Below are 25,125 nucleotides of genomic sequence, written 5' to 3' on the forward strand. Positions count from 1 at the left end.
ACCACCCTCCGGAACAATTGAAGTGCATCATTATTATTGTTTATAAATTCTGGTTTGATGGGTTGTGAAACCAATAAAAAACCCCCAATTGATGTTAGCCAACCAGGGGAAATTAGTTATCAGGGTGCATCTACTAATTTGTATCTTCTTGGTTTTCATGTCAGACTCCGGAAAATTTGGTTGGTTTTTCATGATTGATATTTGGTAATTAAATAAAAAACCCCTAGCGGTGTTAGCCAACCAGGGGAGATTAGTTATCAGGGTGCATCTACTGGTTAAATGTTCATTGGTTTTAATATTATTTCCGGAAAATTGGGTTGTATTTACATGATTGATCCTTGTCAACCAAATAAAAAACCCCCATTGGTGTGAACCAAATAGGGGAGATTAATTATCAGGGTGCATCTACCATCTAAACGTTCTCATTTAATGCACTATGCTCCGGATAAATTTCAACAAATGTAGGTGCTTGTCACTTACCGAAAAAATCCATAAGGCTAGTAGCTGGGTAGGGGAGTTAGTTATCAGGATTTGATTTTCTATACAGTTGAGCAGAAATTCTTGGGTCAAACATTGCTTTTTTTGCCAAAATTGAAAAGAAAACCCCCAGTAGGTGTTAACCTACCAGGGGAGTTGAAGATCAAGGTGCATCTACCAATAAAGTGTTCTAGTTGGAAGTAATCCAATCCGGATAAAGTTGTACCAGCACTTTAAGGCGAAACAACCCGAAAACAGAAACATTGCTCGGCAAGATGCTTCTAAAGTATCAGTTAGAGAGAAAACACTAGAAACTTTTACGGTGAAAACCGGATTTTAGGAGGCAAACAGGAGAAGTTGTGACCCAGGAATTTCACATTTCCGTGACTCCAGTAGGGCAAAATGACTACTTGGTGCGGACGGAACAAGTCGCACCTGGGGTGCCATTGGCAGAAGAACTGGTGAGTTGGCCTGTGGCTGAGTGGTTAGCGGCCGCAGGACATTTAATGAATGACCCTTTACAGTCAGTGCTACAGGGGGATGCTATAGCCAGAAACTCTGTAAACTTGGTGGCACTGGGTCAACAATTATATAATGCACTGTTTCAAGGCACTCTCAGAGATAGTTGGATTACTGCCCAAGGCATTGCCCAGAACCAACAACAGGTACTGCGCTTGCGTTTGGGATTAAAAGATACTCGGTTAGCGCGGTTGCCGTGGGAAGTGATGCACGCAGGCGATCGCCCCTTAGCCACCGGTCCTTATATCGCTTTTTCCCGTTATCAAAGTGGAATTCCTTCCACATCAAGATTACCAACACGCAACCTACCCACACCACAGGACGAAAGCGGAATAAGAGTGTTAATGGTGATTTCTTCTCCTACAGATCAAGTCCGTCTGGATTTGCTCAAACAAGAAGCAATCAAACTACAAGAAGAAATGCATCGCCAAGTCCCCCGCTCTGTGGAAAATGGTATTTATCTGCCAGAAATTGAATTGACTGTCTTGGATCAACCAGGAAGAGAAGAGTTAACCCAAGCTTTAGAACAGGGAAGATATCATGTTCTTCACTACTCTGGTCATAGTAATGTGGGTGCTAATGGGGGGGAAATATATTTAGTTAGTCGCAGAACTGGGTTAACAGAAACTCTCAGTGGTGATGATTTAGCCGGGTTGCTGGTGAATAATAATATCCAAATGGCAGTGTTTAACTCTTGTTTGGGAGCATATAGAGCAAAGTCTGATGGTTCTGGGGATACAGGAGAACGTAACTTAACGGAAAGTTTGGTGAAAAGAGGGATTAGTAGCGTTTTGGCAATGTCAGAACGGATTCCCGATGAAGTGGCGCTGACGCTGACACAGTTGTTTTACCGCAACTTAAGCCAAGGCTATCCTTTGGATCTGTGTGTGAGTCGGGTGCGTCAGGGCTTAATTTCTGCCTATGGTTCTCACCAGATGTACTGGGTATTACCGATGTTGTATTTGCATCGGGAATTTGAGGGTTTTCTGAGACCGCAACTAGGTTTATCTGCTAGTTCGGAGTTCCTCAACGACTATCAGCCTCCTGTGGGAGCATCTACTAATGCCATGTATGCGGCGGCGATAGATGATTTGGAAATACCTTTAACTCTGGAAGAGATGATGTCCTCTGAGTTGGCAAGAGAGCCTTCTGAGTTAGATTGGCTGGAGGATGATACTTGGGGGGATCTCATGGATGAAATAGATTATGATCACCCCGGTTATGATGAGGATTCAACGATTGTTGCGGATTTATTTCGCCAGTTGGGGAATCAACAAGCGCCAACTGACGAAACGCCCATGAAGGCGGAACTAGAGACACCAGTCTCCGAAAATCATCTTCATGAACAGCAACCTGCAAAAGAGGAAGAGGAATTTGATTTTTGGGGAGATAAACCAACTCCAACAACGCCCAATAATGCGCCCAATAATGCGCCCAATAATGTTGAAGGTAATCAGGTAAATTATCAACAGATACCTTTACCATCTTTTCGGCAACCACGTCGCCGTCGGCCATGGCCAATTTTAGGCATTTTGGGCGCAAGTGCTTTGGCTGTGATCATTGGTTTAAGTTGGTGGTGGAATCAGCGCCAGTCTGTAGTTCCTAAAATTCCAGTTATTCCTACTCCGACTGTTCTTGAGCCAAAAACAACACCCTTTGATTTAAAAAAATCATCAACAGGTATTGTTACTGCTAAAGCTACAGCAGAATTGAGCCAAGGTAATTTACAGGCTGGGCTAGACGCTGTGGCAGAATTACTCCATCGTGGGGCTTTAGAATCAGCAGATATGGCTTTAGCACTGATTCCTACTAAACAAAGCGAAGATCCGTCTGTGAATTTTTTCCGTGGACGATTGGCTTGGCAATTTGCCCAAACGAGAAATACAAAATACAGTATTGATGATGCCCGTCGTTATTGGGAAATTGCTGTGCGGGATCGCCCTGATTCGGTTCTGTATAACAATGCTTTGGGATTTGCTTACTATGCAGAGGGAAATTTGAATCGGGCTAATGATGCGTGGTTTAAGTCTGTGAATTTAGCACTTAAAGATCAGAATACAACCTTGATTGCAACTCCAGACGCTAATACTGTCATGCCTTCAGAGGCTTTAACAGCTTATGCAGGATTAGCTTTGGGTTTATATAAATCTGCAAATAATCAATCTGCTGATAAACAAGGACAATATATTAAAGAAGCAATTAAACTGCGTCAAATGGTAATTCAGAATGAACCTGTTAAGTTTACAGTGGATAAATTAGCGCAAAATTGGCTGTGGACAGATCAGGCGATCGCAGATTGGCGATCGCTGCTGCAAGAACAGGAAAAGAGGTGATTGGTGATTGGTGATTGGTGATAGGACAGAAGGCTTTTTGGTGTCTAAGTTTGATAAGTAGCTTGCGTCAAGCTGCCCTAACAGTTAGTGAACTACCGTCTTGTCCGTTGCTATAAAATACATAATACTCATCGGAAACAAGTAGAGCTTGATTTACAGCTTTAGACAACGAATCTGGTTAGATATATAAACAACGCTCTGAGAAGTTAGGAATTGAAAAAAATGAAAAAAGTAGAAGCCATTATTCGTCCATTTAAGCTGGATGAGGTCAAAATTGCCTTGGTTAATGCGGGAATTGTGGGAATGACAATTTCGGAAGTCCGTGGTTTTGGACGGCAAAAAGGTCAAACTGAACGCTATCGGGGTTCGGAATATACCGTTGAGTTCTTACAAAAACTGAAGTTGGAAATTGTTGTAGAAGATAACCAAGTCGATATGGTGGTTGATAAAATTATCTCCGCCGCCCGTACTGGTGAAATCGGTGATGGTAAAATCTTCATTTCCCCTGTTGAACAGGTTGTACGGATTCGGACTGGGGAAAAGAACACCGAAGCTGTGTAAGTTTTGAAGGTGTATAAATTGGGCGTTGTTGAATTTTATTGTTCAGCAGCGCCTTTTATTGCCTTTTATTGTTTGGTTGTGCTATACTGAGAAAGTTATAGATTACGTAACGCATAACATCTACCTTTGTTTACAATATGTCTCCGTCAGAAAATTATCCTAAATATCGAGATAAAAAGACGGAACAATTTGTTTTGGGTGAAAGGGTAAAAGAGTTTCAAGCTTTTGCTAAACAAGCATATAAACGGCTTGATATTTTAGAGGCAGCAACTAGCAAAAAGGATCTAATGTTACTAACCAGTAATCATTTTGAGTCCTTAGAAGGTGATAGAAAAGGTCAATACAGTATTCGCATTAATAACCAATGGCGAATTTGTTTTAACTGGCCAGACGATGAACCAAAACCTTTCAATATAGAAATTACAGATTATCACTGAAGGAGAATTATATGGCACGTCCACCCATTCATCCTGGAGAAATTTTAGCTGACGAACTGCATGAATTAGGAATAAGTGCAAGTGAATTAGCTCGTTTGCTTCATGTCCCAAAAAATAGAATTACCGAAATAATTAATGGTAAAAGATCAATTACTGCTGATACCGCTTTACGCTTAGGACAATTTTTTGGGATGAGTGCTGAATTTTGGATGAATTTGCAGAAAAATTATGAACTCAAACTAGCTGAACAAAAAATTGGTCAAGAAATTAAAGCAACTATTTCTCCTTGGATATCCACTGGGAGTATGCAAGTTATAGCGTAAAACTTGGAACATTCCAATTTTGAAACAATAACCGCAGCAACACCAAAAACTCTCTGAAAATCTCTTGTCTTCGCTTCCTTCGTTTCTACCCTATGCCTTCGGCAAGTTACGCGAACGGGAACACCTTTAGTGAACGTGGTTCGTTAAAATTATCCTCAATAGAAAACGAATAACCCAAAAAAATCCTTACTCGACCAACTTCATCAACTGAGGAACTAAATTTTTCAAAGCATTACCCCGATGACTAATTGACTTTTTTAATTCTGGTGACATTTCGGCAAAAGTCAACTGTTTTTCTGGGACATAAAAAATCGGATCATAACCAAAACCACCTTCTCCACGAATTTCATAGAGAATTTCACCTTTACAAATACCCTCAGATTGTAAAACTATTTCTCCTTGAGGATTCGCAACTGCTATTGCACAGATAAACTGAGCTTGACGATTTTTGGTATCTCCTAATTCCCGTAATAATCGCCCAATTCTTTCTGCGTCACTATTACCATAACGGGCAGAATATACACCGGGTGCGCCATTGAGTGTATCTACAGCTAAACCAGAATCATCAGCGATCGCCCATTTTCCTGTAGCTTTGGCAATTTCTGAAGCTTTTAAACAAGCATTTTCTGCAAAAGTTTCTCCAGTTTCATCAACATCTAAATCTGCTGGTTTTAAGGTTAATTCCCAACCAGAATCAGCTAAATAAGCTTGCATTTCCCGCAATTTACCGGGGTTTCCTGTAGCTACTACGAGTGTTTTAGTCATTGGTTATTAGGGAATAGGGAATGGGGAATAGGGAATGGGGAATAGGGAATAGGGAATAGGGAATAGGGAACAGAGTTTTTGACTTTTGACTTTTGACTTGATTCTTCCCAGTCACCAGTCCCCAGTCCCCAGTCCCCTAATTTGATTCTGCCCAAGTTTTAGCCCAATTTAGGGTTTGATGGACTTGTTCTAAAGTTGGTGCTTCGCAATAAAGGCGTAATACTGGTTCAGTGCCACTAAACCTAATCATTAACCAACTTTGATCAGCAAGACGGAATTTATAACCATCTATTGTATTACAATCAATGACTTTTTTACCTGCTATTTCTGTTAAAGGTTGGGTTTGTAATTGTTGTAATAATTTTCCTCTTACTTCCATACTCGCTAAGGGTAAATCTATCCGATCATAAGCTGAGGAAAAATTAGTTCTTTTCTGCAATTGTTGATAATAATCACCTAAATCTAAACCCGATTCTACTACTGCTTCTAATACATACAATGCTGATAGTAAAGCATCTCTTTCAGGAATATGGCTACCATAACCAATACCACCTGATTCTTCACCACCTAATAATACTTCTGTGGCTAACATTCTATCGGCAATGTATTTATAACCAACGGCGGTTTCAAATACAGGTAAATTCAATAAGTTCGCAACACGGGGAATTAAATCAGAACCGCTAACGGTTTTAACGATTTCCCCTGTAAAATTGCGTCTGGTTTTGAGGTGATCTATTAAGATGGGAATTAAGATTTGCGAACTGAGGAAATTAGCATTTTTATCTACTGCGGCAATGCGATCGCAATCTCCATCAAATACTAAACCTACTGTTAAACCTGAGTTATTATTGTTATTTTCTTCCCCATGATTTTTGATTTCTGTAAATAAAAGGGAAAGATATTTTGGTAAAGGTTCGGGCGCACCTCCTGCAAATAAAGGATCTCGGTTGCTGTTAATTTCTTTAACTTTTTCACCTAATAATCTACCCAAACCACTAGCAGCCGCACCGTGCATGACATCGGCAAATAATGTTAATTTACCTGATGATATTGCTTGACGAATTTTGTCAATATTTACTTTTTTTTCTAATGCTTGACAATAACTAGGCCAGGGATCAAATGTCTCTTCTTTGCCCGGAGTTGTTGCGGTTGGTACTGCTTCTGTTAATAGTGCTTCTATTTCTTTGGTAACTTCTGGAGGCACAGAACCACCAAAAGCACTCTTGACTTTTAAACCTAAATATGCACCAGGATTATGACTAGCGGTGATGACTAAAGCGCCTAAAGCATTGAGGTCTTTTGCAGCCCAACTAAAAGCGGGAGTGGGTGCGTAGGTTTCGCTAAACAGGACATCAAAACCAACGGATTTGACAGCATCAGCGACAACACGGGCAAAATTTTCTGCCATAAAACGGCGATCGTAACCGACAATGATGGTACGGCTACTGACTGTGGAATAGTAGGTATTATATAATACTTTAGCTGCGACTGGGGCAACTATAGCTAGGCGTTCAAAGGTAAATTCATCACCGATAACACCCCGCCAGCCATCAGTACCAAACTTTATGGGGTTAGTTAAAATGGGCATGGATATATCCTAAAAATTTCTAACAGAGGATTGTAGCATTTATAGCGGTGATTGGTGATTGGTAATTGGTAAAATATAATTCCCCCTGTCACCTGTCAACTGTCAACTGTCAACTGTCACCTGTCACCTGTCAGCGAGGGAAGCTATAGCTAATGGTAAAATACGGTGTTCCTGAATTTGGATTCTGGCGTGTAGGGTTTCTGCTGTATCATCTGGTAATACTGGGACTGCGGCCTGCATGATAATTGGTCCGCTATCCATTTCTAAACGCAGTAAATGTACAGTACAACCAGTTATTTTCACTCCGGTTTCTAATGCTTGTTCTACAGCCCGCACACCTTTGAAACTCGGTAACAAGCTGGGATGAATATTAATAATTTTATCAGGAAAAGCGTCAATTAATTCCTGTGTTACCAAACGCATCCAGCCAGCCATAATCACTAATTCTACATCATGTTGATTAAAAGTTTTGACAATTTCTCTGTCTAAATCTTCGCGCTTTTTATAGTCACGATGATTTAATAATACAGCCTTTACTCCGTGATTTGCTGCCCTTTCTGCGGCTTTTGCTGTGGGATTATTGTAAATTAAAACTTGAATTTGGGCGTTGAGTTTCCCTGCTTGGATAGCTTGGGCAACTACTTCAAAATTGCTACCATTTCCTGAAGCCATTACTCCCAGTTTCAAAACGTTGCTAGGTTGTGAATTTTCCAGAGAAATATCAGGAGAAACTAGACTAGGTGTGCCATAAATGGGGTAATATTGACTCATAAACTCTCATAAAATTATGAATATACTGTGAATGTCTAAGATTATCATGAAACCATCCCGTTTTTCTCCTTCGGAACTACTAGATAATGATACTGCTGCGGCTTGGGTTTTTCTCACACCAGCACTGATTTTGTTAGGTTTATTTATAATTTGGCCTATTGCCTATTTGTTTTATCTCAGTTTTACTGCTGGTAGTTTTACTTCATCTGGTATTTATTGGGTAGGTTTTAAAAATTATTGGCGGTTGTTGCTAAACTCTGATTTTTGGCAAGTTCTGTTTAATACCGTTTATTTTACTTTTGGTAGTCTTATTCCCAGTTTGGTGATTCCTTTGGGATTAGCGGTATTATTAGATCGTTCTTTAGCTTTGCGGGGACTTTTGCGAAGTGCCTATTTTCTCCCTTCTATTATCTCACTGGTTGCGGCTGGTTTAGGTTTTCGTTGGTTGTTTCAAAATACTGGTCCTGTGAATGGATTTTTAGATTTTTTTGGTGTTGCACCCATATCTTGGTTAGGTGATACTTTTTGGGCAATGCCTGTGATAATTTTATTTAGTATTTGGAAACAAATCGGGTTTAATATGGTGGTTTTTTTGGCTGGGTTGCAAGCTATTCCTCCCAGTCTTTATGAAGCAGCAGAATTAGATGGTGCAAATGGTTGGCAGAAATTTTGGCATATTACTTTACCAGGATTAAGACCTACTTTAATCTTTGCGACTGTCACCACGGGAATTTTTACATTACGAAGTTTTGAACCTGTTTATGTGATTACAGGAGGCGGTCCTTTAAATTCTACTAATTTGTTAGTTTATTACACTTATCAAGAAGCTTTTGGTCAATTTGATTTTGGTTACGCCGCCGCAGTTGCTACTGTGTTATTAGTGGTGACTTTGGTGTTAGTTTATTTGCAGTTACAAACCTGGGGAGATAATTGATAATTGATAATTGACAATTGACAATTGACAATTGACAATTGATAATTGATGATTCATAATTCATGATTATCAATTACTACCCAATCACCAATCACCAATCACCAATCACCAGTCACCAATCACCAGTCACCTTTAAAACTCTTTTTTCAAGAAGATCAAAATGGCGATCGCCAACAACATGAAACTGTAAAGTAAGCCATAACCAGCATTACTTAATAGTGTTATAGTATCCGGTATTGCTTGCAGTCCATAAACGGCATCATTTTTTAAATCTAAGCGAGATAAATCTGGGAGTATGAGATATAAACCTTGGGTAATTCTTTCTACCGCAGGGTTTTCACTGAGGCGACCTAATGCGACTAAATCTTTGGTAATATTGCCCATTAAATAGACGGCAAATGTTAAAGCTGTGGCTATTAAGGAACTGGTAAAAACTCCTAATGTGACAGCTACAGCCGTAATTAAAGTTAATTGTAAAAATAAGAAAAGTATGGCTAAAAGAATGCTGGGTAGGGGATAGGACATTTTACCAAGTTGCAAAAATACCAAATAAATAAATGTCATGGATGCTAGAAGTACACCCAACACACCTGATAAACCTAAGTATTTACTGGTGATAAATTCACTGCGGCTGATAGGTTTAGCAATTAACATGAAAATAGTCCGTTTTTCAATTTCTTTGTTGACAAGTCCTGTGCCAATAAAGACTGCAACAATTAAACCAATGATATTCATTACTGCTAAACCCACATCTAAAAAGATTTTGTCTTGGGTTGTAGCTGCAAATTCAAAAATTGCCCGGTTAGCAACAGCAAGGATAATTGCATAAAAACCGATAATGTAGAGGATGCGATCGCGTATCACTTCCTGAAATACGTTTTTTGCCATTACAAATGTTCTGACTGCGTTCATATTTTTTGGTAATTGGTAATTGGTAAGTGATAACTAAATCTACTGTTGTGGTGGTGGTGAACCAAGGAAAAATCTGCTGTTGCGTTCGCATTTAATTGCTGCTACCGCATTTTTATTTTCTAGACTTTTAACAGTTGATACTGGCTGAATTTGACAAGATTTTTGCAGATAAAATCCCCTACCATTAGCAGTTGGTCCTTGCCAAATACTGAGGATATCTAATCTATAACCAGATTTGATATTGACTACACGCGGTTCTATTTTCCATAGTCCTTTTTCTTCGTATTCGCCGAGGTTTTGGTTAATCATTCTTTTACCCAAATTGCCTACTTGTTGGTTAGCTTCTAGTAACCATCTTTCTACTTCTGACCAAGTTCTTCTGGATATTTGTTCTTCTATTAGCGGTTGAATTTTATTTAAAATCATATTACCGTTTTCTGGTCTTTTTGATTTTGGTTCTAGTTTAATTACAAAGGCGCTGCGTTGAAAATTATCTGCGGATAAACTGGGATATTCTTTTAACCATTTATCTATAACAAAGTAAAACTGAATCCAGCAACTTATCAACATCGACCAAGCAAGTAAAATAATGATTTTTTGGCGTGCTTCTAACTTGGGAAGGGTAGCTTTTGTTGATGTACCTGTTCCTGAGAAAAATTCTGGGATGGCGGTAATTATAGCTGCAATTGTCGGACAAAGAACTATAGTTCTAGGTGTAACTACATTTTCCTGATGTCCAAAAGCAAATATACTGACTAAAAACCCAGTGATTAATGCACCTACTGGCATAAAAGTTCCTGGAACTCTTGCAGGACCATCGGTGGTATACCAAGCTGTACCTGCAATTAAAAATCCCCAACCTGTTAAGGCAATTATATCTTTGATTAGTCCTGTGGCAAAATATGAATTTACCCACGCGAAAAGGCTTAAATAGATAAATGTCTGCCAAGAAAAAGCTTTGGGAGGCATGACAAGTTTTTGAATGCCCAAAAATAAATCTTGAACAAATTTAAATAGCTGTATTACTTCTTTAAACAATGATGAATTCATATTTGCACCTATTTTTAGCTATTTTTACCTGGCTGATGTTTTCACTTAGTTTCTCAATTTCTCAATTTAATTCCTAATCACAAAACCACGAATGACTAAAATTAATGAAATAGCGGTATAACTCAAGGAATTGGCGATTAAAGTAGTAGTAATTAAGCTGGTATTTTGTAATTTAATTCTTTCGCTAATAAGGATTTTTTGGCGCTGAGTAGTGTCTGTGCTTTCTTGTTTTTTACCCCCTTCATCTAAGGTAATAATCAACAGTTTTAACAATGCAAACTTGACTAAAAATGTACCAAAGAAAACCAGAAAGCCAATGAGAATTAGAGAATTCTGTATGCTGGCGCTTTTAAAGGTATTAAAAAATATATAACTAATCAATTCTGACTTGATACCTACAGCTAATATTGGTTCGACCATAAAAAATACATTCCAGCCAATGACACTGGAAAAAACGTTCATAGCTATGGCGTAAAAAATGCTGGTTTTTTTGTCAAATTTGAGTGATCTATTGAGAACGTACCCTTCTAGGGGAATGGCAATTAGTAAAAATAAAGTTTCAAACAAAATTGCCCCAAGGGGTAAAATTCTCGGTAATGTTAATTCGTCTGACATAAAGCTTCTATAAATGATAAAGTTTGAAATTTTTCAGGACGCAGGAGATAGGAGGCAGGAGGAAACCACGTTTAAAAACGTAGGATTGAGTATAACATTGAATGAATCAATTTCTTGATGTACCATGAAAGATAACTGAGATTATACGGATGATGGGGGAAATTATCTCATTTTTTTGACCATTTTTTCTCTAATTGTGCCAGGGAGTCGAAGTCATGGCTACACAGACAAAATTTACCTACGTGGGTTTTAGGTTTTGAGTACTGACTGCTGACTGTTGGTGAATTAGTTGGTAATACTTCCTGAGGTTCGGTAAGATCAGAAACAGCCACGTTACAGCTTTTCTAAAGTTTTCCAAAAATGACAAGAAATGGCATCGGTATTCGCACAGCACAAGCGCGTTCTGAACGCCTCACGGGTCAAATTCATGTTTATGATGGTGTGGGTAAAGGTAAGTCCCAAGCGGCTTTAGGGGTGGTTCTGCGCTCTATTGGGCTAGGTATCAATGCTGAGAGTAATTTTGATCGTGTGTTACTGTTGCGGTTTTTGAAGGGTCCAGAACGTGATTATGATGAGGATGGAGCGATCGCCGCTTTGCAGCGTGGTTTTCCCCATTTAATTGATCAGGTTCGCACTGGTAGAGCGGAATATTTCGGCCATGATGAAATTACCCCTTTTGATCGCGCAGAAGCAGCACGGGGTTGGGATGTAGCTAAAGGTGCGATCGCCTCTGGTTTATATTCTGTTGTGGTTTTAGATGAAATTAACCCGGTTTTAGATTTGGGTTTGCTTCCTGTGGATGAGGTGGTAAACACTTTAAAATCTAAACCCCAGGAATTAGAAATTATTACCACAGGTCGGGCAGCACCGCAACAATTACTGGATATTGCCGATCTGCACTCGGAAATGAAACCCCAACACCACCCCACAGCCAAAGAATTATTGATTGAAGGTATAGAAATTTATACTGGCGCTGGCAAAGGTAAATCTACTAGTGCTTTAGGCAAGGCTTTACAGGCAATAGGTAGGGGGATTAATCATCCTGGTTCTACCCGTGTATTAATTATGCAGTGGTTGAAGGGCGGTAGTGGATATACTGAAGATGCAGCGATCGCCGCTTTGCAGCAGTCTTATCCTGAAGTAGTGGATCATTTACGCTGTGGAAGGGATGCGATCGTGTGGCGTAATTCTCGGCAAGAATTAGATTATGTAGAAGCGGAAAGAGGTTGGGAAATTGCCAAAACAGCGATCGCTTCTGGTGTGTATAAAACTATCATCCTCGATGAACTGAACCCCACCGTTGATTTAGAATTATTGCCTGTTGAACCGATTGTACAGGCTTTGCTGCGTAAACCAAAAGATACGGAAGTTATTATTACTGGTCGTTGTCAAAATCAACCTGCTTATTTTGATTTAGCAAGTATTCATTCTGAGGTTTATTGTCATAAACATTACGCTAATCAAGGTGTGGAATTGAAGCGGGGGGTTGATTTTTAAGAAGTTTTATTCATGTAGGGATAATTCATGAATTACCCCTACATAAAATTATATTTTTGTGTATTTTTCCTCCTCCTCAGCGCCTCTGCGCCTCTGCGTGAGAAAAAACATCCCTTTCCTGATATCCTAAAACCGAGAAAAATAACAATACAGGAAAATGGGAACAACAACCTTTCCCCAACCCAACCCCCAAGCAAAAATGCGCCTATTTTGCTTACCCTACGCAGGAGGTAGCGCCATGATATTTCGTACCTGGCCTAGTCATTTACCCCCAACCATTGAAGTCTGTCCTATAGAAATTCCTGGTAGGGGAAAACAAATGAAATTTCCTCCCTACACAAAAATGCAGCCTTTAGTTGAAGAAATAGCGAAAAATCTCATCCCATTTTTAGATAAACCCTTTGCTATTTTTGGACATAGTATGGGTGGACTCGTTGGTTTTGAATTAGCTCGTTTACTGCGCTCAGATTATAATTTAACACCATTACATTTATTTGTTTCTGCTCGCAATGCTCCCCAAGTTACACCCACAAAAAGAAAAATTTACAATTTACCAGATGATGAATTTTGGCAAGCAATTTGCAATTTTAATGGTACTCCTGATGGTGTCATAGGAAATGAAGAACTGATCCAAATTTTTCTGCCTATTCTCCGGGCTGATTTTACAGTTTTAGAAACTTATGTTTACACCCATCAACCACCTTTTGATTTTCCCATTAGTGTTTTTGGTGGACTGCAAGATCCCGCATTTACTGATTATGAATTAGAAGCATGGCAAGAACAGACGACAGCAGCTTTTTCTTTACATAAGTTTTCTGGTAATCACTTTTTTATTCGTGAACATGAAAAAGTTTTACTACAATATATATCTCAATATATCTCATAAGTTAGAATAAATATATTTTTTTTACTTTATAACTCTACCTAAGAGGGATTTTTATTTTTTGTTTTTTTGATAGAAATTTCACTGCTGCATAGCCTTCAATAATGGACAATTACCTCTTCCTTTAAGGAAGAGGCTTAAAAAAGCGGCATTTTTGGCTTTTTCCCTGGAAAAGAGAGGTTTTAAAGCTGGAATTAAACAATTAATTATCAATTATCAATTGTCAATTGTCCATTGATAACTGAGGGTAATGTTGAGATATTTACAACTAACATAAGGTGCATTTTTTATAGCCATACTTGTAACAAAGTGTGAAACAATGTAGCAGGTACGGCTATTGCGATTTCTATAGCTATAAAACCGAACCTACTAAATTTAAATCTTGGTGTTATTGTTGAATTAGGAAGCAAAAGATAAAGCTTCACGCAATAAAAAATTTAAAAAATATACGAGTATTGTTTGCCATATGTGAAGCTGAAAATTAAGCCTCCGCAAGCCAAATACAGCATTGTATAGGAGATAGTTATGGCATTAGTTCGTTGGGACCCTATCCGCGATCTTGAACGCTTAGAACCTTTCCGCGAACTTGAACGTTGGGACCCTTTCCGCGAAATTGATACTTTACAAAGGCGGATGAATCGTTTGTTTGAAAGAATGATACCAGGTGATGGAGGTGAAAGAGCAGGGTTAACTTTTATCCCTGCTGCTGAACTCGAAGAAACTGATGATGCCTATAAATTGAAATTAGAACTACCTGGTTTAGAAGCCAAAGATGTGAATGTTGAAGTCACTCCTGAAGCTGTTTCTATTACTGGTGAAAGGAAGTCTGAAACCACAACTGAAAGAGAAGGTTACACTCGTTCAGAATTTCGTTATGGTAAGTTTCAAAGGATAATTCCTTTACCTTCTACTGTGCAACATGAACAAGTTCAGGCTGAATATAAAGATGGTATTTTGCGGTTGAACTTGCCGAAAACAGAACCAGAAAAACAAAAAGCTTTCAAAGTTAATCTCGGTTAATTTTTAAGCTATTAGCTATCAGCCGTCAGCTATAGCATTTTCATTTGAGATATGAACACCTGTGGCACAGGCTTCTAGCCTGTGACTGGCAAGATGCCCATCCCACATTCAGTTTACATCTCATTTTCTCGTTCCCATACTCTGTATGGGAATGAATTATTGAAATTTCTGCCTTTAGTGATAGCAGAGTCAGAGACTCTGTAATAGTATTCCCAGACTGAGACTGGGAACGAGAGAATAGCACTTCTGAAAAACTTCTACTCAAGTCCAGGGGGAAGATATGGCAAAGGTAGTAGGAATTGATTTAGGAACTACTAATTCTTGTGTTGCTGTGATGGAAGGTGGGCAACCTTTAGTAATAGCTAATTCTGAAGGTCAACGCATCACTCCTTCTGTGGTAGCTTACACTAAAACTGGTGAACGTTTGGTAGGTCAAATTGCTAGACGACAAGCGGTAATGAACCCAGAAAATACTTTTTATTCTGTGAAAAGGTTCATTGGTCGCAAACATGAAGAAATTACCCATGAAGCAACGGAAGTTTCCTATAGGACACTGCGTGATAGTAATGGTAATGTAAAACTCAGTTGTCCCGCAGTTAATAAACAATTTGCACCAGAAGAAATTTCTGCCCAAGTTCTGAGAAAGTTAGTTGATGATGCTAGTAAATATTTAGGAGAAAAAGTTACTCAAGCAGTAATTACTGTTCCTGCTTATTTTAATGATTCCCAACGCCAAGCTACTAAAGATGCAGGTAAAATTGCTGGTTTAGAAGTTCTCCGCATTATCAATGAACCAACAGCAGCAGCATTGGCTTATGGTTTGGATAAAAAACAAAATGAAACTATTTTAGTATTTGACCTTGGTGGCGGTACTTTTGATGTTTCTATTTTGGAAGTTGGGGATGGTGTGTTTGAAGTTAAATCTACCAGTGGGGATACTCATTTAGGTGGTGATGACTTTGATAAAAAGATTGTTGATTGGTTAGCACATGAATTTCAAACTAATGAAGGTATTGATTTAAGGAAAGATAAACAGGCATTACAAAGATTAACGGAAGCAGCAGAAAAGGCAAAAATTGAACTTTCTAGCGCCACTCAAACTAATATCAATTTGCCCTTTATTACGGCTACCCAAGCAGGTCCTAAACATTTGGATATGACATTAACAAGGGCTAAGTTTGAGGAGATGACGGCGGATCTTTTAGATCGTTGTCGTAAACCAGTACAACAAGCATTGCAAGACGCAAAACTGACAAATGCCCAACTTGATGAAATTGTTTTAGTTGGTGGTTCTACTCGTATTCCCGCTGTGCAAGAATTAGTGAGAAGAATAACAGGAAAAGACCCCTGTCAAGGTGTGAATCCTGATGAAGTTGTAGCGGTAGGTGCTGCTATTCAAGCGGGTGTTTTATCAGGTGAAGTTAAAGATATTTTACTGCTTGATGTCACTCCTTTATCTTTAGGCGTGGAAACTCTGGGCGGTGTGATGACTAAAATCATTGGCCGTAATACAACTATTCCTGTGAAGAAATCGGAGATTTTTTCTACTGCGGCTGATGGTCAAAGTAATGTGGAAATTCACGTTTTACAAGGTGAAAGAGAGTTAGCAAAAGATAATAAAAGTTTGGGTACTTTCCGTTTAGATGGTATTCCTCCAGCACCCAGAGGTGTACCACAAATTGAAGTTACCTTTGATATTGATGCTAATGGTATTCTTTCCGTGACTGCTAAGGATAAAGCCACTAATAAACAGCAGTCAATTTCTATTACTGGTGCTTCTACTCTTGATAAACGAGATGTAGAAAAAATGGTGCGGGATGCGGAAGCTCATGCACAGGAAGATAGAAAAAGACGTGAACAAATTGATACTAAGAATTTAGCTGATTCTTTAGTTTATCAAGCTGAAAAAGAACTCAGAGACTTGGGTGATAAAGTCAGTGCTGGTGATAGAAGTCGAGTTGATGAGTTAGTCAAAGATTTGCGGGAAGCTATCAATCAAGATAATTTTGATCGGATCAAGTCTCTTAGCAGTGACTTACAGCAAACTTTGATGCAAATTGGTAGTGCAGTTTATGCCCAAGCGGGAAGACCAGATGTAAGTCCTGATGGAAGCAGTCGAGAAGCACAAGGTGGTCGGGGTGAAGATGTGATTGATGCTGATTTTGTGGAGTCCCAATCATAGGATATCAAGGAGTCAGGAGTCAGAAGATCAAGGAGATCCCCGACCACAAGTCAGGGATCTATTTCTCAAACAAAATAAATAGGGTTTGCTGAAAAAGTCTTGTCGCGGAGACAGGGAACAGTTTGAAGAGTTCGATGAGAGCGATTTTTCCTTTGTGTAGAAATTAAATGCAAGGTTTTTGAGATCCCACCTCGTAAAGTCTTGCACTTTTTTAACTTCCAGCAGGCTAAGACCCTTTACTTGTAATATTTTCACATTTATTCAGCAAGCCCTAAATAATGAATCATAAATTACAACAGATGAACAAATTCATTAGGTGATTTCATCCATGAGGAGGATGGTTTGACTATCAAATTTATGCAAAGTTATCCAGATGATCAGTAGATAGAGATGAACAAATAGAAAGATTTAAATTAAATATCAAATGTCATCTTCAGGAAAGGGGAGATTAGCGGCAAAATCTCAGAAGTTGAGATGGCTTTGCTGTTTATTCTTAACTATACAAATGTTTATCCTATTTGACTTTATTTTAAGGATTTGAATAAAACTTGCAGTAAAACACACACTGAAATTGTTTTGTTTGCTTGAATAGCTATATTAAGAGTACAGAACTGGGCAATTCTTAAATTATGGCTACCAAGATCATTGATGTGAGAGAATATACTGTTAGAGCGCATAAAAGACAGATTCACACTCGTGTTTTTCATTTTGTTTGTAAAGAATGTAATCAAGCAACAAAACGGGAAACCTTTGGACCTAGACCTTTATATTGTGAAAGTTGCCGTCCTCCTCAACCTCCGAAAAAATCTGCTCATGATCCTAGAAAACTGAAGCCTCATGCGATGAATTACAAAAGTGACATTGAATTAGAATAATTGAAGTAATATGAACACCCAAGAACAATTACAACCTCCTTCAGAGGTATTTATTAGACCATTGTTGGAATTACGAGACTATTATGCTGGTCTGGCACAAGAGTACCAACGGCTATTTATTGAAGCGCGATCGCAATTGGATCATGTGGAAGCTTTGTTGTCTCCTTGGTCCTGTCCTGATGAACATGAAGTTTCAGAATTAGCAACTGGTGATCCACAAGGTTCCCGTTTGTTTTTGGCATCAGATCATCAGTCTGATTTAGACTTGTTGGAGTCTGTAGAGTCAGAACCTTCTCACTCTCAAGAATGGAAAACAAATGGTTCAAGTGCTGCGTCTACAAAAGCAGCAGTTTCTCATGCGAGAAATACCTCTTTGGATAGTTATGAACATTTTACGAAGGGGGCGGAAATTCCCATGCTTCCTGAATATCAATCTCTGACTCGGATGGAAGCTTTGAGAATTTTATTGCATGAATATGCTGGTACTGTATGCCATATAGATTTTATTGTGCGATCGCTCTATGGTGAGTTAGAATCTACTATCTTTAAAATCGTCAAAGGTAGGGTTCAATCTTCTCTGACTCAAGGTAGAGAAAGGGGTTATTGGTCGGCTATTCCTAACGAACCTGGTTGTTATACTCTGGCTTTAAGTTTGTTAGATCCCAATCATCATAATGGCTCATCTACTCGTAGTAAAAGTAGAAGAAAAAAGCCTGTGGCTGTAACACACTCCAATGATATTCCCATGCTCAAAAAATATGAGGGTCAATTTTTAATTGATGCTTTGACATCTTTTTTAGGTGAACATAGAGGGCGGGTTTTTGGTGTGAATGAAGTCATTAATGGTATCTATGGAGAACTTGATGATCGGGACATGAGAGAGGTAAAAAATAAGGTTCTCAATGAATTATCTAGAGGTCATCGCACAGGTAGATTTTCTAGAGTTCCTAACCAAATTGGTTTCTATACCTGGGATGCAAGGATGATATCCAGAAGGATGTAGGGCATTGGGCATTGGGCATTGGGCATTGGGGTTATTCATCTTCCCCTGCCTCCTGCCTCCTGCCTCCTGCCTTCTGTCCCCAGTCAGCTATCTCATATCGTAACCAAACAAATTGGGGTCAACTTCTCCTAGTTTTAAATCTGCTAATCCGTATTCTGCCCAGCGTCTTTCTACCATTGCGGCAATATCAGGATCTGACTCTAAAGGTGCGCCCCATTCATGTTCTGTTTCTGGGGGAATTTTGGTGGTTGCATCTATGCCCATTCTCCCCCCTAAACCGAGTTTTTCACTCGCAAAATCTAAGGTGTCAAAGGGGGTATTTGGTAATATAAATACATCCCGGGTTGGGTCAACTTTAGAACTAATTGCCCAGACAACTTGACGCGGATCACGAATGTTGATATCTTTATCCACAACTATCACAAATTTAGTATATGTGAATTGGGGTAAGGCACTCCAAAAAGCTAAAGCTGCTCGTCTTGCTTGTCCAGGGTATGCTTTATCAATAGAAATAATTGCTGCTTTGTAACTTAATGCTTCCATTGGCAGGAAGAAGTCAACTATTTCTGATACTTGTTGCCGTAAAATTGGGGTATAGATGCGGTTAAGGGCGATCGCCATCATTGCTTCTTCTTTGGGTGGACGACCGCTAAAGGTGGTAAGATAAATCGGGTCTTTGCGGTGTGTCATACACTGAAACCGCACTAAAGGCGAATCTTCCACACCGCCATAATATCCCATGTGATCGCCAAAGGGACCGTCGGGTAAAACTTCCCCTGGGGTGATAGTTCCTTCTAAAACAAATTCTGAATCTGCGGGTACTTCTAAATCTACTGTTTTACACTTGGCTAATTGTACCCCAGAACCGCCATAAAGTCCCGCAAATAACCATTCTGATAAATCTACGGGAATGGGTGTGGCTGCTGCCATAATGATTAAAGGATCGACTCCAAGGGCGATCGCCACTTCTAATTTTTTACCACGTTCCGCCGCTTTGCGTAAATGTCTCGCACCCCCCCGCACCGATAACCAGTGTACGGTCATAGTATTACTAGATTGCAGTTGCAGACGATACACACCTACATTTGGCGTACCTGTTTCACAATCTTTGGTAATTACCAATCCCAGTGTAATTATCTTTCCGGCATCTCCCGGATAAGGACGTATTAAAGGTAACTTAGTTAAATCTAAATCATCACCTTCCACAACCACCTGTTGACAAGCGGGGAAAAAATCCCTTCCCGGTTTCGCTTTGACAACATCAAACAGCACCTTACCAAAGTCTATCGCTTGGGAAATCTTTTTCGGGGGTTTAGGTTGCTGAAGCATACTTAACTTCTTACCCAAGGTTTCCAACTCCTCTGGTTTTTCCATGTTCATAGCCCAGCATATCCTTTCTACCGTCCCCATTAAATTTACTGCAACGGGGAAAGATGCACCTTTGACATTTTCAAAGATTAAACCTGGACCACCTTTTTGCAGCATTCGGTTAGAAATTTCCGCAATTTCTAGTTCAGAGTCTACTAAAGCCGAAATTCGCTTTAATTGTCCTCTTTCTTCCAGAATTTTAATAAATCCCCGTAAATCTCGCGCCATATCCCTCAGAGTTAAGAAGTGTAAAGTCTCCTTGATCTTAACTTGATATTTGGGTAGTTTGTTTGTACTGAATAAATTAGGATTGGCAAAATTAAACGCAGATACTTTAATTAGGTGTCAGTCTAAAAGTTCGATTAGTTCATCTTTTGTTAAATCTGCATCTCGCATTATTTTTAATAATAGACCTTTACCAATGGTTTTACCACTATGACGAGGAATAGAAACAACTCGATCATCTTGATGTTTCATTCTGACATGACTACCTTTTTGTCTCACTATATAAAAACCTATTTTTTGTAATGCGGTAATTAATTCTTCTCCTGTAATTGCTGGTAATTTAGTGATGATAAAACTACTTTGCTTACTCCTATAAATTCTGTTATTGACTCTTCTCCTAATTCCTCTAAACACATTTTAATTACTTCTTTAATATTAGTGATCAATTCATCAATGGTTTCTCCTTGACTATAACAGGCTTTCAGTTGAGGCACTTCACCAATATACATACCATCTTCATCTCTTTTAATTACTACATAAAATTCTTTATTTTTCATGGTTTTGTTTGTCATTGCTATAGTTTTCTGGCAGGTTAATTATGTCGGATTTTTATTATAACACAAACGAAAGATACCCGACTTCCTAATTGAATCTTTGGTAAAGAATGTTAATTTATCAAAGAAGTCGGGTATCTAAATGCAGTTTTAGTTAGCATCATTACATTTGAGATATTTAGTAAAACATTTCTCACTTTGCTGACAAGCAAAAATTAAGAAATATAAAGATTTTTACCCTGACCTTGACATTTTTATAGTATTTATGTACTATATATGAGATAGAAACAATCAAAACATCTCTAATTAGATTCTTTACAACATATTACAACATCACCCCAATCAGGTATAAATTAATTTATCCTGTGATTGATCCTGGACAATATTCCTTGTAAAATTACCATCGGGAAAATTATGACAAGTCAAAAAACCAAGTTTGCTGTTTATAATCTCGCGGGTAAGGAAAAAGCTTTTTATTTAACTGAGAAAATAAAACTGGAAATTAAGCCAGATGCAATTCCTAAAAAAATGATTGCTCATAGTATCATGATTGTTGATCGTTCCGGTTCAATGTATTATGATATTGAGGCTTTAAAAGAAACATTAATCAAACTTTTGACACTGGATGAATACAGCAACTCAGAATTAGTGGTAACGCTGATTTCCTATTCTTCCAAAGGTGACTTGACTTGTCATTTTCAGCGTGTACCGATTCAGGAGGTAATGCAGCCAGATTTAGATTACATGGCTGATATCAAAGCTATTCGTGCTACTTATTTAACTTGTATTTCTCAATCTTTGAAATTAGCTAATGAATTGATTCATCCTGATGAATTAACTGCAATTACTTTACACAGTGACGGCTATGCTAATGATAGCAGTTTCAATTCTGAATCTAAGGCAATAGAGGAAATTTGTAATGATTTGAAAAACAAGGAAGTTTTTGTTAACACCATTGCTTATTCTTCCTCTTCTGATTTTAAATTCCTCGCTAAAATCGCTAATTCTGTTTCTGGTGTTTGTATCCAAGCTGGGAATATTAAGGAAGTTTATGATGCTCTTTATAACACTGGAAATGTGTTAAAAGAAGCGACGGGAATAGTCATAGAAGAAACCTTAGCTAGTGACTACAGTTATCAAGTTTTCTTTTCTCCCACTGCTGAAAAAATTAATGGTACAAACCAAACATTAAAAGTTTTTGGTTTAAAACCAGAAGACGAAGCTTACATCTATAAATATAAGCAAATTACCAAAGCAGCTTATGAACAATTAACAGATGTTCCGGTGGCACAAAATGATCCATCTGTTTATATTTTTGCCAAAGCAAATTTAGCTGATGGAAATTTGAATACTGCGAAATACGCGCTTGCGAGTACCTTCAATGCAACCTTAACCGCAAGACACGCAAAAGCTTTAACTAATGAAGACATTGCTGATTTTACCAAAGATTTAGAAATTGCCATTTTTTATCCTCATGTTTTAGCTGAACATGAAATTTTAGATTATGTCAAAGTTAATGATAAAATCTCAATTTTGGCATTGATTGATATTTTATCAAAACATCATCAACATATCATTATTAACCTCAAACATCTGAAAGAAACTTATCAAAGAAAGGGTATTAAGCGGGTTAATGGTACAAGGGGAGAAAATGGAGAATTAATCAAACCTTGGTTAGAAATAGAATATATTGAACCAGGTGATTATGTGCAGATGGGAACTTTTGATATTAACCGCAATACCGCAACTATTAATATGCTGCTTACGCAAAAAGTGAAGCTGGTAAAAGCGGAAGATAAAACCCCTATTACTGAAGTTGCAGGTGTGTTATTAAATGATTTAACGACTTTTAATAATTATACCATTGTCAGTGATGGAGAAATTAATGTTAAGACTTTAAAAGTGAAAATTAGCAGTAAAAAAGCATTTGATGAATTGCAAGCGGTAGGGGTTATTGATAGGGAGGAATTTGATTTTCAAAAAGAATATACTTTGCAATTAGCAGATTTACCTTTAGTCAGTTTTGAAGGTAATTATAGCAGTGTGGAAGGTTTATTTACTCAACTGGCAGAAATTAAAACTTTAACGAGTATTTTATCTGCTCATTTACGGGAAGAGTCAGATGTATTTATTCCTGCACAAATTGAAGAATTGAAAAAACATTATCTTTCTAAAAGTCTGTATCTGAATTTTCCCACCACTAACGAATATACAGATTTGAAAGCAGCTTTATCTGATGGTAGTGTAGATTCAAGGGTGAGTTATAAGATTGATATTGGCAGTTTAGAAATTGTGAATTTTAATAAATTGTCTTCTGCTAATCAATTTCTTGATAAAAGATATGAAGTTTATGATTCAGAAACTGGGGAAATTTTCAAGAAACCAACTTTTGAATTAGCTTTTCAGGAAAATATTGCTGTTCGTAGTAAAGCTGTTGCTTCTAGGAATAAATTTACAAAAGCAGATGATTTAATGAAAGCTGTTTTTGATGATTTTCTGGGAATAGAAACAACGGGTAAATTTGCAGAAATTTTAAACTTGGTTGGTGCTGGAATTTTGGCTTTATTACTACAAGCCAAACACGCAGGTACACCTGTGGATAAACAGGAAATTATCGACGCGATGACAACAGCAAAACAGAAGTTAGAGAGTTATACAGAAAAAGTTTATCGAGAGAAAATTTCACCTTTAGTATTTTATATTGGTGCGACGGGTTTGTTACCTGATGACATGAACACTCAAGCGATGACTGCGGATGAAATTAGTAGTAAATATCCTGATTTGCAGTTTTCTAAATCTGAGCAAGAAGGGACATTTTTCGTAGTTGGTGATACTGTAATTAGTGTGTATGCAGAAAATGAATATTACAGTAAAAAACCTGTGAGTGTGAGTTAGGTAATTTCGGTAGCAATGCGATTTTCTGGGATGACTCCAACGGGAGAGCGATCGCTAATTAGGGGTTGTTGAATAAATCTGAAAAAAATCAAGGGATTGAGGATGCGTAACCATACTTCTGGACCCTCACAGATAACTTGATCAATTGATTCCAGGAATTTAGTAATTTACTATTATAGATGTCTGATTTTTATAATTTTAGTAGTTGGAGCTTGAGAAGGATGATATTAACGAAACGGAAGAGTAGAAGCATTGCTGCTATTTTAGCTTTTTCTGGCACACTAACAATTTCAGGTTTACATAAATTTTACTTGGGACAGCCATTATGGGGAATTTTGTATGTATTGTTATCTTGGACACCAATTCCCAAAGTAGCTAGTGCTATAGAAGGGGTTTGGTATTTAGCGCAAGATGAAGAAGCTTTTGACCGAAACTTTAATTTTGGGAAGTCGGCAGTTAAAGTTTCACCACAGGTCAGTAATCAAGTAGAATCGGTAGCTAATGCCTTACGTGAGTTAGATGCTTTGCGCCAAGATGGCTTAATTTCTGAGTATGAATTTGAGCAAAAGCGCCGTCAGATGTTAGACCAGATTTCTTGATGTAATTAATATTTGTCTATAAATTCGGCGAAGTTTTACAATACCATGATAAACTGGCTACCTTTAAATCTCAAATTACAAAAACTCCGAGCTAAACTGCTCAATGATCCCTATTATCGTCTACAATCTGGGGCAGAAATTCAGATGGCCGCACAACTGGGGATGCGTATTGATGCTAATCAAGCGACTGTAGATGATTGGCTACGTTTGCCAGGGTTATCTATTCATCAAGGGCGATCGCTCGTAGAACTATCACGTTCAGGTGTTAAATTTTATTGTATTGAAGATATGGCAGCGGCTTTAAGTGTTCCTGTACAAAGGCTAGAACCACTGAAACCACTGTTAAATTTTAGCTACTATGATGATGGATCTCTCGCTAATACTACGCAAGTAAATCCCAATACCGCAACGGTAGAGAGTCTGGCGAAAATTCCATTGATAGATTTGTCTCTAGCTGAAGCGGTAGTGCAAAATCGCCTCACTGCTGGTTATTACCGTAACTTGGTTGATTTTCAGCAACGGTTAGGACTGTCAGGTGAGGCGATCGCTCAATTAATGTATTATCTGCGGTTTTAGGTAGGAGGTAGGAGGCAGGAGTTTTTTATTTTGGATTTTGGATTTTGGATTTTGGATTTTGGATTGTTTTTGTGATCTCCAATCTAAAATCTAAAATCTAAAATCTAAAATTTTCTTCCCCAGTCACCAGTCCCCAGTCCCCAGTCCCCAGTCACCAGTCACC

At 38.3% G+C, this 25,125-nt stretch carries 23 protein-coding genes; 14 read left to right on the forward strand and 9 right to left on the reverse strand.

All coding sequences use genetic code 11. From position 1 onward, the window contains the following. The first annotated feature begins 836 nt into the window (after positions 1 to 836). The 4 genes from hetF (at position 837) to PN497_RS23490 (ending at position 4,650) form a co-directional block, all read left to right on the forward strand. Positions 837 to 3,329, forward strand: a complete 2,493-nt coding sequence (gene hetF / locus PN497_RS23475; protein ID WP_096571841.1) for a cell division protein HetF — start codon at positions 837 to 839, stop codon at positions 3,327 to 3,329. Between the two features lie 222 nt (positions 3,330 to 3,551). After that, a complete protein-coding gene (locus PN497_RS23480) occupies positions 3,552 to 3,890 on the forward strand; it encodes a P-II family nitrogen regulator (protein ID WP_096571842.1) in 339 nt (112 codons plus the stop codon). A gap of 137 nt (positions 3,891 to 4,027) precedes the next feature. Beyond that, on the forward strand, positions 4,028 to 4,327 hold the full coding sequence (locus PN497_RS23485; RefSeq protein ID WP_096571843.1) for a type II toxin-antitoxin system RelE/ParE family toxin: 300 nt from the start codon (positions 4,028 to 4,030) through the stop codon (positions 4,325 to 4,327). A gap of 11 nt (positions 4,328 to 4,338) precedes the next feature. Then, positions 4,339 to 4,650: a HigA family addiction module antitoxin gene (locus PN497_RS23490; protein WP_096571844.1), complete on the forward strand. Its 312-nt coding sequence runs from the start codon at positions 4,339 to 4,341 to the stop codon at positions 4,648 to 4,650. Between the two features lie 186 nt (positions 4,651 to 4,836). On the opposite strand, the gene rdgB is transcribed toward PN497_RS23490, so the two are convergent. From rdgB to purN, 3 genes are all read right to left on the reverse strand, one after another. Beyond that, complete coding sequence (rdgB, locus tag PN497_RS23495) at positions 4,837 to 5,415, reverse strand: RdgB/HAM1 family non-canonical purine NTP pyrophosphatase (protein WP_096571845.1); 579 nt, start codon at positions 5,413 to 5,415, stop codon at positions 4,837 to 4,839. Between the two features lie 136 nt (positions 5,416 to 5,551). Further along, positions 5,552 to 7,003, reverse strand: a complete 1,452-nt coding sequence (locus tag PN497_RS23500) for a phosphoglucomutase/phosphomannomutase family protein (RefSeq protein ID WP_096571846.1) — start codon at positions 7,001 to 7,003, stop codon at positions 5,552 to 5,554. A 123-nt stretch (positions 7,004 to 7,126) separates the two neighbouring features. After that, on the reverse strand, positions 7,127 to 7,774 hold the full coding sequence (gene purN / locus PN497_RS23505) for a phosphoribosylglycinamide formyltransferase (RefSeq protein ID WP_096571847.1): 648 nt from the start codon (positions 7,772 to 7,774) through the stop codon (positions 7,127 to 7,129). A 46-nt stretch (positions 7,775 to 7,820) separates the two neighbouring features. On the opposite strand from purN, the gene PN497_RS23510 reads away from it, so the two are divergent. Continuing rightward, positions 7,821 to 8,708, forward strand: coding sequence for a carbohydrate ABC transporter permease (locus PN497_RS23510; protein ID WP_096571848.1), 888 nt, complete (start codon positions 7,821 to 7,823; stop codon positions 8,706 to 8,708). A gap of 132 nt (positions 8,709 to 8,840) precedes the next feature. Here PN497_RS23510 and PN497_RS23515 read toward each other — a convergent pair whose 3' ends face one another. The 3 genes from PN497_RS23515 to fraC form a co-directional block, all read right to left on the reverse strand. Further along, the gene (locus PN497_RS23515; protein ID WP_096571849.1) at positions 8,841 to 9,620 is read right to left on the reverse strand and encodes an ABC transporter permease; all 780 of its coding nucleotides are present in this window, start codon (positions 9,618 to 9,620) and stop codon (positions 8,841 to 8,843) included. Positions 9,621 to 9,659: 39 nt separating this feature from the next. Continuing rightward, positions 9,660 to 10,670 carry a septal junction protein FraD gene (gene fraD, locus PN497_RS23520; RefSeq protein WP_096571850.1) on the reverse strand — a complete coding sequence of 337 codons (1,011 nt, stop codon included), beginning with the start codon at positions 10,668 to 10,670 and terminating at the stop codon, positions 9,660 to 9,662. A gap of 66 nt (positions 10,671 to 10,736) precedes the next feature. After that, positions 10,737 to 11,285 carry a filament integrity protein FraC gene (gene fraC, locus PN497_RS23525; RefSeq protein ID WP_096571851.1) on the reverse strand — a complete coding sequence of 183 codons (549 nt, stop codon included), beginning with the start codon at positions 11,283 to 11,285 and terminating at the stop codon, positions 10,737 to 10,739. Between the two features lie 360 nt (positions 11,286 to 11,645). Between fraC and PN497_RS23530 the strand changes: the two genes are divergently transcribed. The 6 genes from PN497_RS23530 (at position 11,646) to PN497_RS23555 (ending at position 18,745) form a co-directional block, all read left to right on the forward strand. After that, positions 11,646 to 12,782 carry a cob(I)yrinic acid a,c-diamide adenosyltransferase gene (locus PN497_RS23530; protein WP_096571852.1) on the forward strand — a complete coding sequence of 379 codons (1,137 nt, stop codon included), beginning with the start codon at positions 11,646 to 11,648 and terminating at the stop codon, positions 12,780 to 12,782. Positions 12,783 to 12,939: 157 nt separating this feature from the next. After that, positions 12,940 to 13,668, forward strand: coding sequence for a thioesterase II family protein (locus tag PN497_RS23535; RefSeq protein WP_096571853.1), 729 nt, complete (start codon positions 12,940 to 12,942; stop codon positions 13,666 to 13,668). A 522-nt stretch (positions 13,669 to 14,190) separates the two neighbouring features. Further along, on the forward strand, positions 14,191 to 14,685 hold the full coding sequence (locus tag PN497_RS23540; RefSeq protein ID WP_096571854.1) for an Hsp20/alpha crystallin family protein: 495 nt from the start codon (positions 14,191 to 14,193) through the stop codon (positions 14,683 to 14,685). Positions 14,686 to 14,965: 280 nt separating this feature from the next. Continuing rightward, entirely contained in the window at positions 14,966 to 16,867 is a 1,902-nt protein-coding gene (gene dnaK / locus PN497_RS23545; RefSeq protein WP_096571855.1) for a molecular chaperone DnaK, read from the forward strand. A gap of 629 nt (positions 16,868 to 17,496) precedes the next feature. Then, the gene (locus tag PN497_RS23550; RefSeq protein WP_096571856.1) at positions 17,497 to 17,742 is read left to right on the forward strand and encodes a hypothetical protein; all 246 of its coding nucleotides are present in this window, start codon (positions 17,497 to 17,499) and stop codon (positions 17,740 to 17,742) included. 10 nt (positions 17,743 to 17,752) lie between these two features. Beyond that, positions 17,753 to 18,745 (forward strand): hypothetical protein, encoded by a 993-nt coding sequence (locus PN497_RS23555; RefSeq protein ID WP_096571857.1) that lies wholly within the window; start codon positions 17,753 to 17,755, stop codon positions 18,743 to 18,745. Positions 18,746 to 18,832: 87 nt separating this feature from the next. On the opposite strand, the gene PN497_RS23560 is transcribed toward PN497_RS23555, so the two are convergent. The 3 genes from PN497_RS23560 to PN497_RS23570 form a co-directional block, all read right to left on the reverse strand. Then, the gene (locus PN497_RS23560) at positions 18,833 to 20,341 is read right to left on the reverse strand and encodes a UbiD family decarboxylase (protein ID WP_096571858.1); all 1,509 of its coding nucleotides are present in this window, start codon (positions 20,339 to 20,341) and stop codon (positions 18,833 to 18,835) included. A 117-nt stretch (positions 20,342 to 20,458) separates the two neighbouring features. Further along, positions 20,459 to 20,752 carry a type II toxin-antitoxin system HicA family toxin gene (locus PN497_RS25815; protein WP_322743424.1) on the reverse strand — a complete coding sequence of 98 codons (294 nt, stop codon included), beginning with the start codon at positions 20,750 to 20,752 and terminating at the stop codon, positions 20,459 to 20,461. Then, entirely contained in the window at positions 20,650 to 20,910 is a 261-nt protein-coding gene (locus PN497_RS23570; protein WP_334310692.1) for a type II toxin-antitoxin system HicB family antitoxin, read from the reverse strand. The genes PN497_RS25815 and PN497_RS23570 overlap by 103 nt, the downstream gene beginning before the upstream one ends. Before the next feature lie 396 nt (positions 20,911 to 21,306). Between PN497_RS23570 and PN497_RS23575 the strand changes: the two genes are divergently transcribed. From PN497_RS23575 to PN497_RS23585, 3 genes are all read left to right on the forward strand, one after another. Beyond that, positions 21,307 to 23,787 carry a vWA domain-containing protein gene (locus tag PN497_RS23575; RefSeq protein WP_096571859.1) on the forward strand — a complete coding sequence of 827 codons (2,481 nt, stop codon included), beginning with the start codon at positions 21,307 to 21,309 and terminating at the stop codon, positions 23,785 to 23,787. Between the two features lie 224 nt (positions 23,788 to 24,011). Further along, positions 24,012 to 24,386, forward strand: coding sequence for an NINE protein (locus PN497_RS23580; RefSeq protein ID WP_096572842.1), 375 nt, complete (start codon positions 24,012 to 24,014; stop codon positions 24,384 to 24,386). A 45-nt stretch (positions 24,387 to 24,431) separates the two neighbouring features. Next, on the forward strand, positions 24,432 to 24,962 hold the full coding sequence (locus PN497_RS23585; RefSeq protein WP_096571860.1) for a helix-hairpin-helix domain-containing protein: 531 nt from the start codon (positions 24,432 to 24,434) through the stop codon (positions 24,960 to 24,962). Positions 24,963 to 25,125: the final 163 nt, after the last annotated feature.

The sequence above is a fragment of the Sphaerospermopsis kisseleviana CS-549 genome, assembly GCF_028329225.1.
In the GTDB taxonomy this organism is placed as follows: domain Bacteria; phylum Cyanobacteriota; class Cyanobacteriia; order Cyanobacteriales; family Nostocaceae; genus Sphaerospermopsis; species Sphaerospermopsis kisseleviana.

Excerpts from the sequence above, each read along its gene's own strand:
- PN497_RS23480 (WP_096571842.1), top strand. The coding sequence starts at position 3,552 with ATGAAAAAAGTAGAAGCCATTATTCGTCCATTTAAGCTGGATGAGGTC.
- PN497_RS23485 (WP_096571843.1), top strand. The coding sequence starts at position 4,028 with ATGTCTCCGTCAGAAAATTATCCTAAATATCGAGATAAAAAGACGGAA.
- PN497_RS23490 (WP_096571844.1), top strand. The coding sequence starts at position 4,339 with ATGGCACGTCCACCCATTCATCCTGGAGAAATTTTAGCTGACGAACTG.
- rdgB (WP_096571845.1), bottom strand. The coding sequence starts at position 5,415 with ATGACTAAAACACTCGTAGTAGCTACAGGAAACCCCGGTAAATTGCGG.
- PN497_RS23500 (WP_096571846.1), bottom strand. The coding sequence starts at position 7,003 with ATGCCCATTTTAACTAACCCCATAAAGTTTGGTACTGATGGCTGGCGG.
- purN (WP_096571847.1), bottom strand. The coding sequence starts at position 7,774 with ATGAGTCAATATTACCCCATTTATGGCACACCTAGTCTAGTTTCTCCT.
- PN497_RS23510 (WP_096571848.1), top strand. The coding sequence starts at position 7,821 with ATGAAACCATCCCGTTTTTCTCCTTCGGAACTACTAGATAATGATACT.
- PN497_RS23515 (WP_096571849.1), bottom strand. The coding sequence starts at position 9,620 with ATGAACGCAGTCAGAACATTTGTAATGGCAAAAAACGTATTTCAGGAA.
- fraD (WP_096571850.1), bottom strand. The coding sequence starts at position 10,670 with ATGAATTCATCATTGTTTAAAGAAGTAATACAGCTATTTAAATTTGTT.
- fraC (WP_096571851.1), bottom strand. The coding sequence starts at position 11,285 with ATGTCAGACGAATTAACATTACCGAGAATTTTACCCCTTGGGGCAATT.
- PN497_RS23530 (WP_096571852.1), top strand. The coding sequence starts at position 11,646 with ATGACAAGAAATGGCATCGGTATTCGCACAGCACAAGCGCGTTCTGAA.
- PN497_RS23535 (WP_096571853.1), top strand. The coding sequence starts at position 12,940 with ATGGGAACAACAACCTTTCCCCAACCCAACCCCCAAGCAAAAATGCGC.
- PN497_RS23540 (WP_096571854.1), top strand. The coding sequence starts at position 14,191 with ATGGCATTAGTTCGTTGGGACCCTATCCGCGATCTTGAACGCTTAGAA.
- dnaK (WP_096571855.1), top strand. The coding sequence starts at position 14,966 with ATGGCAAAGGTAGTAGGAATTGATTTAGGAACTACTAATTCTTGTGTT.
- PN497_RS23550 (WP_096571856.1), top strand. The coding sequence starts at position 17,497 with ATGGCTACCAAGATCATTGATGTGAGAGAATATACTGTTAGAGCGCAT.
- PN497_RS23555 (WP_096571857.1), top strand. The coding sequence starts at position 17,753 with ATGAACACCCAAGAACAATTACAACCTCCTTCAGAGGTATTTATTAGA.
- PN497_RS23560 (WP_096571858.1), bottom strand. The coding sequence starts at position 20,341 with ATGGCGCGAGATTTACGGGGATTTATTAAAATTCTGGAAGAAAGAGGA.
- PN497_RS23570 (WP_334310692.1), bottom strand. The coding sequence starts at position 20,910 with ATGACAAACAAAACCATGAAAAATAAAGAATTTTATGTAGTAATTAAA.
- PN497_RS23575 (WP_096571859.1), top strand. The coding sequence starts at position 21,307 with ATGACAAGTCAAAAAACCAAGTTTGCTGTTTATAATCTCGCGGGTAAG.
- PN497_RS23585 (WP_096571860.1), top strand. The coding sequence starts at position 24,432 with ATGATAAACTGGCTACCTTTAAATCTCAAATTACAAAAACTCCGAGCT.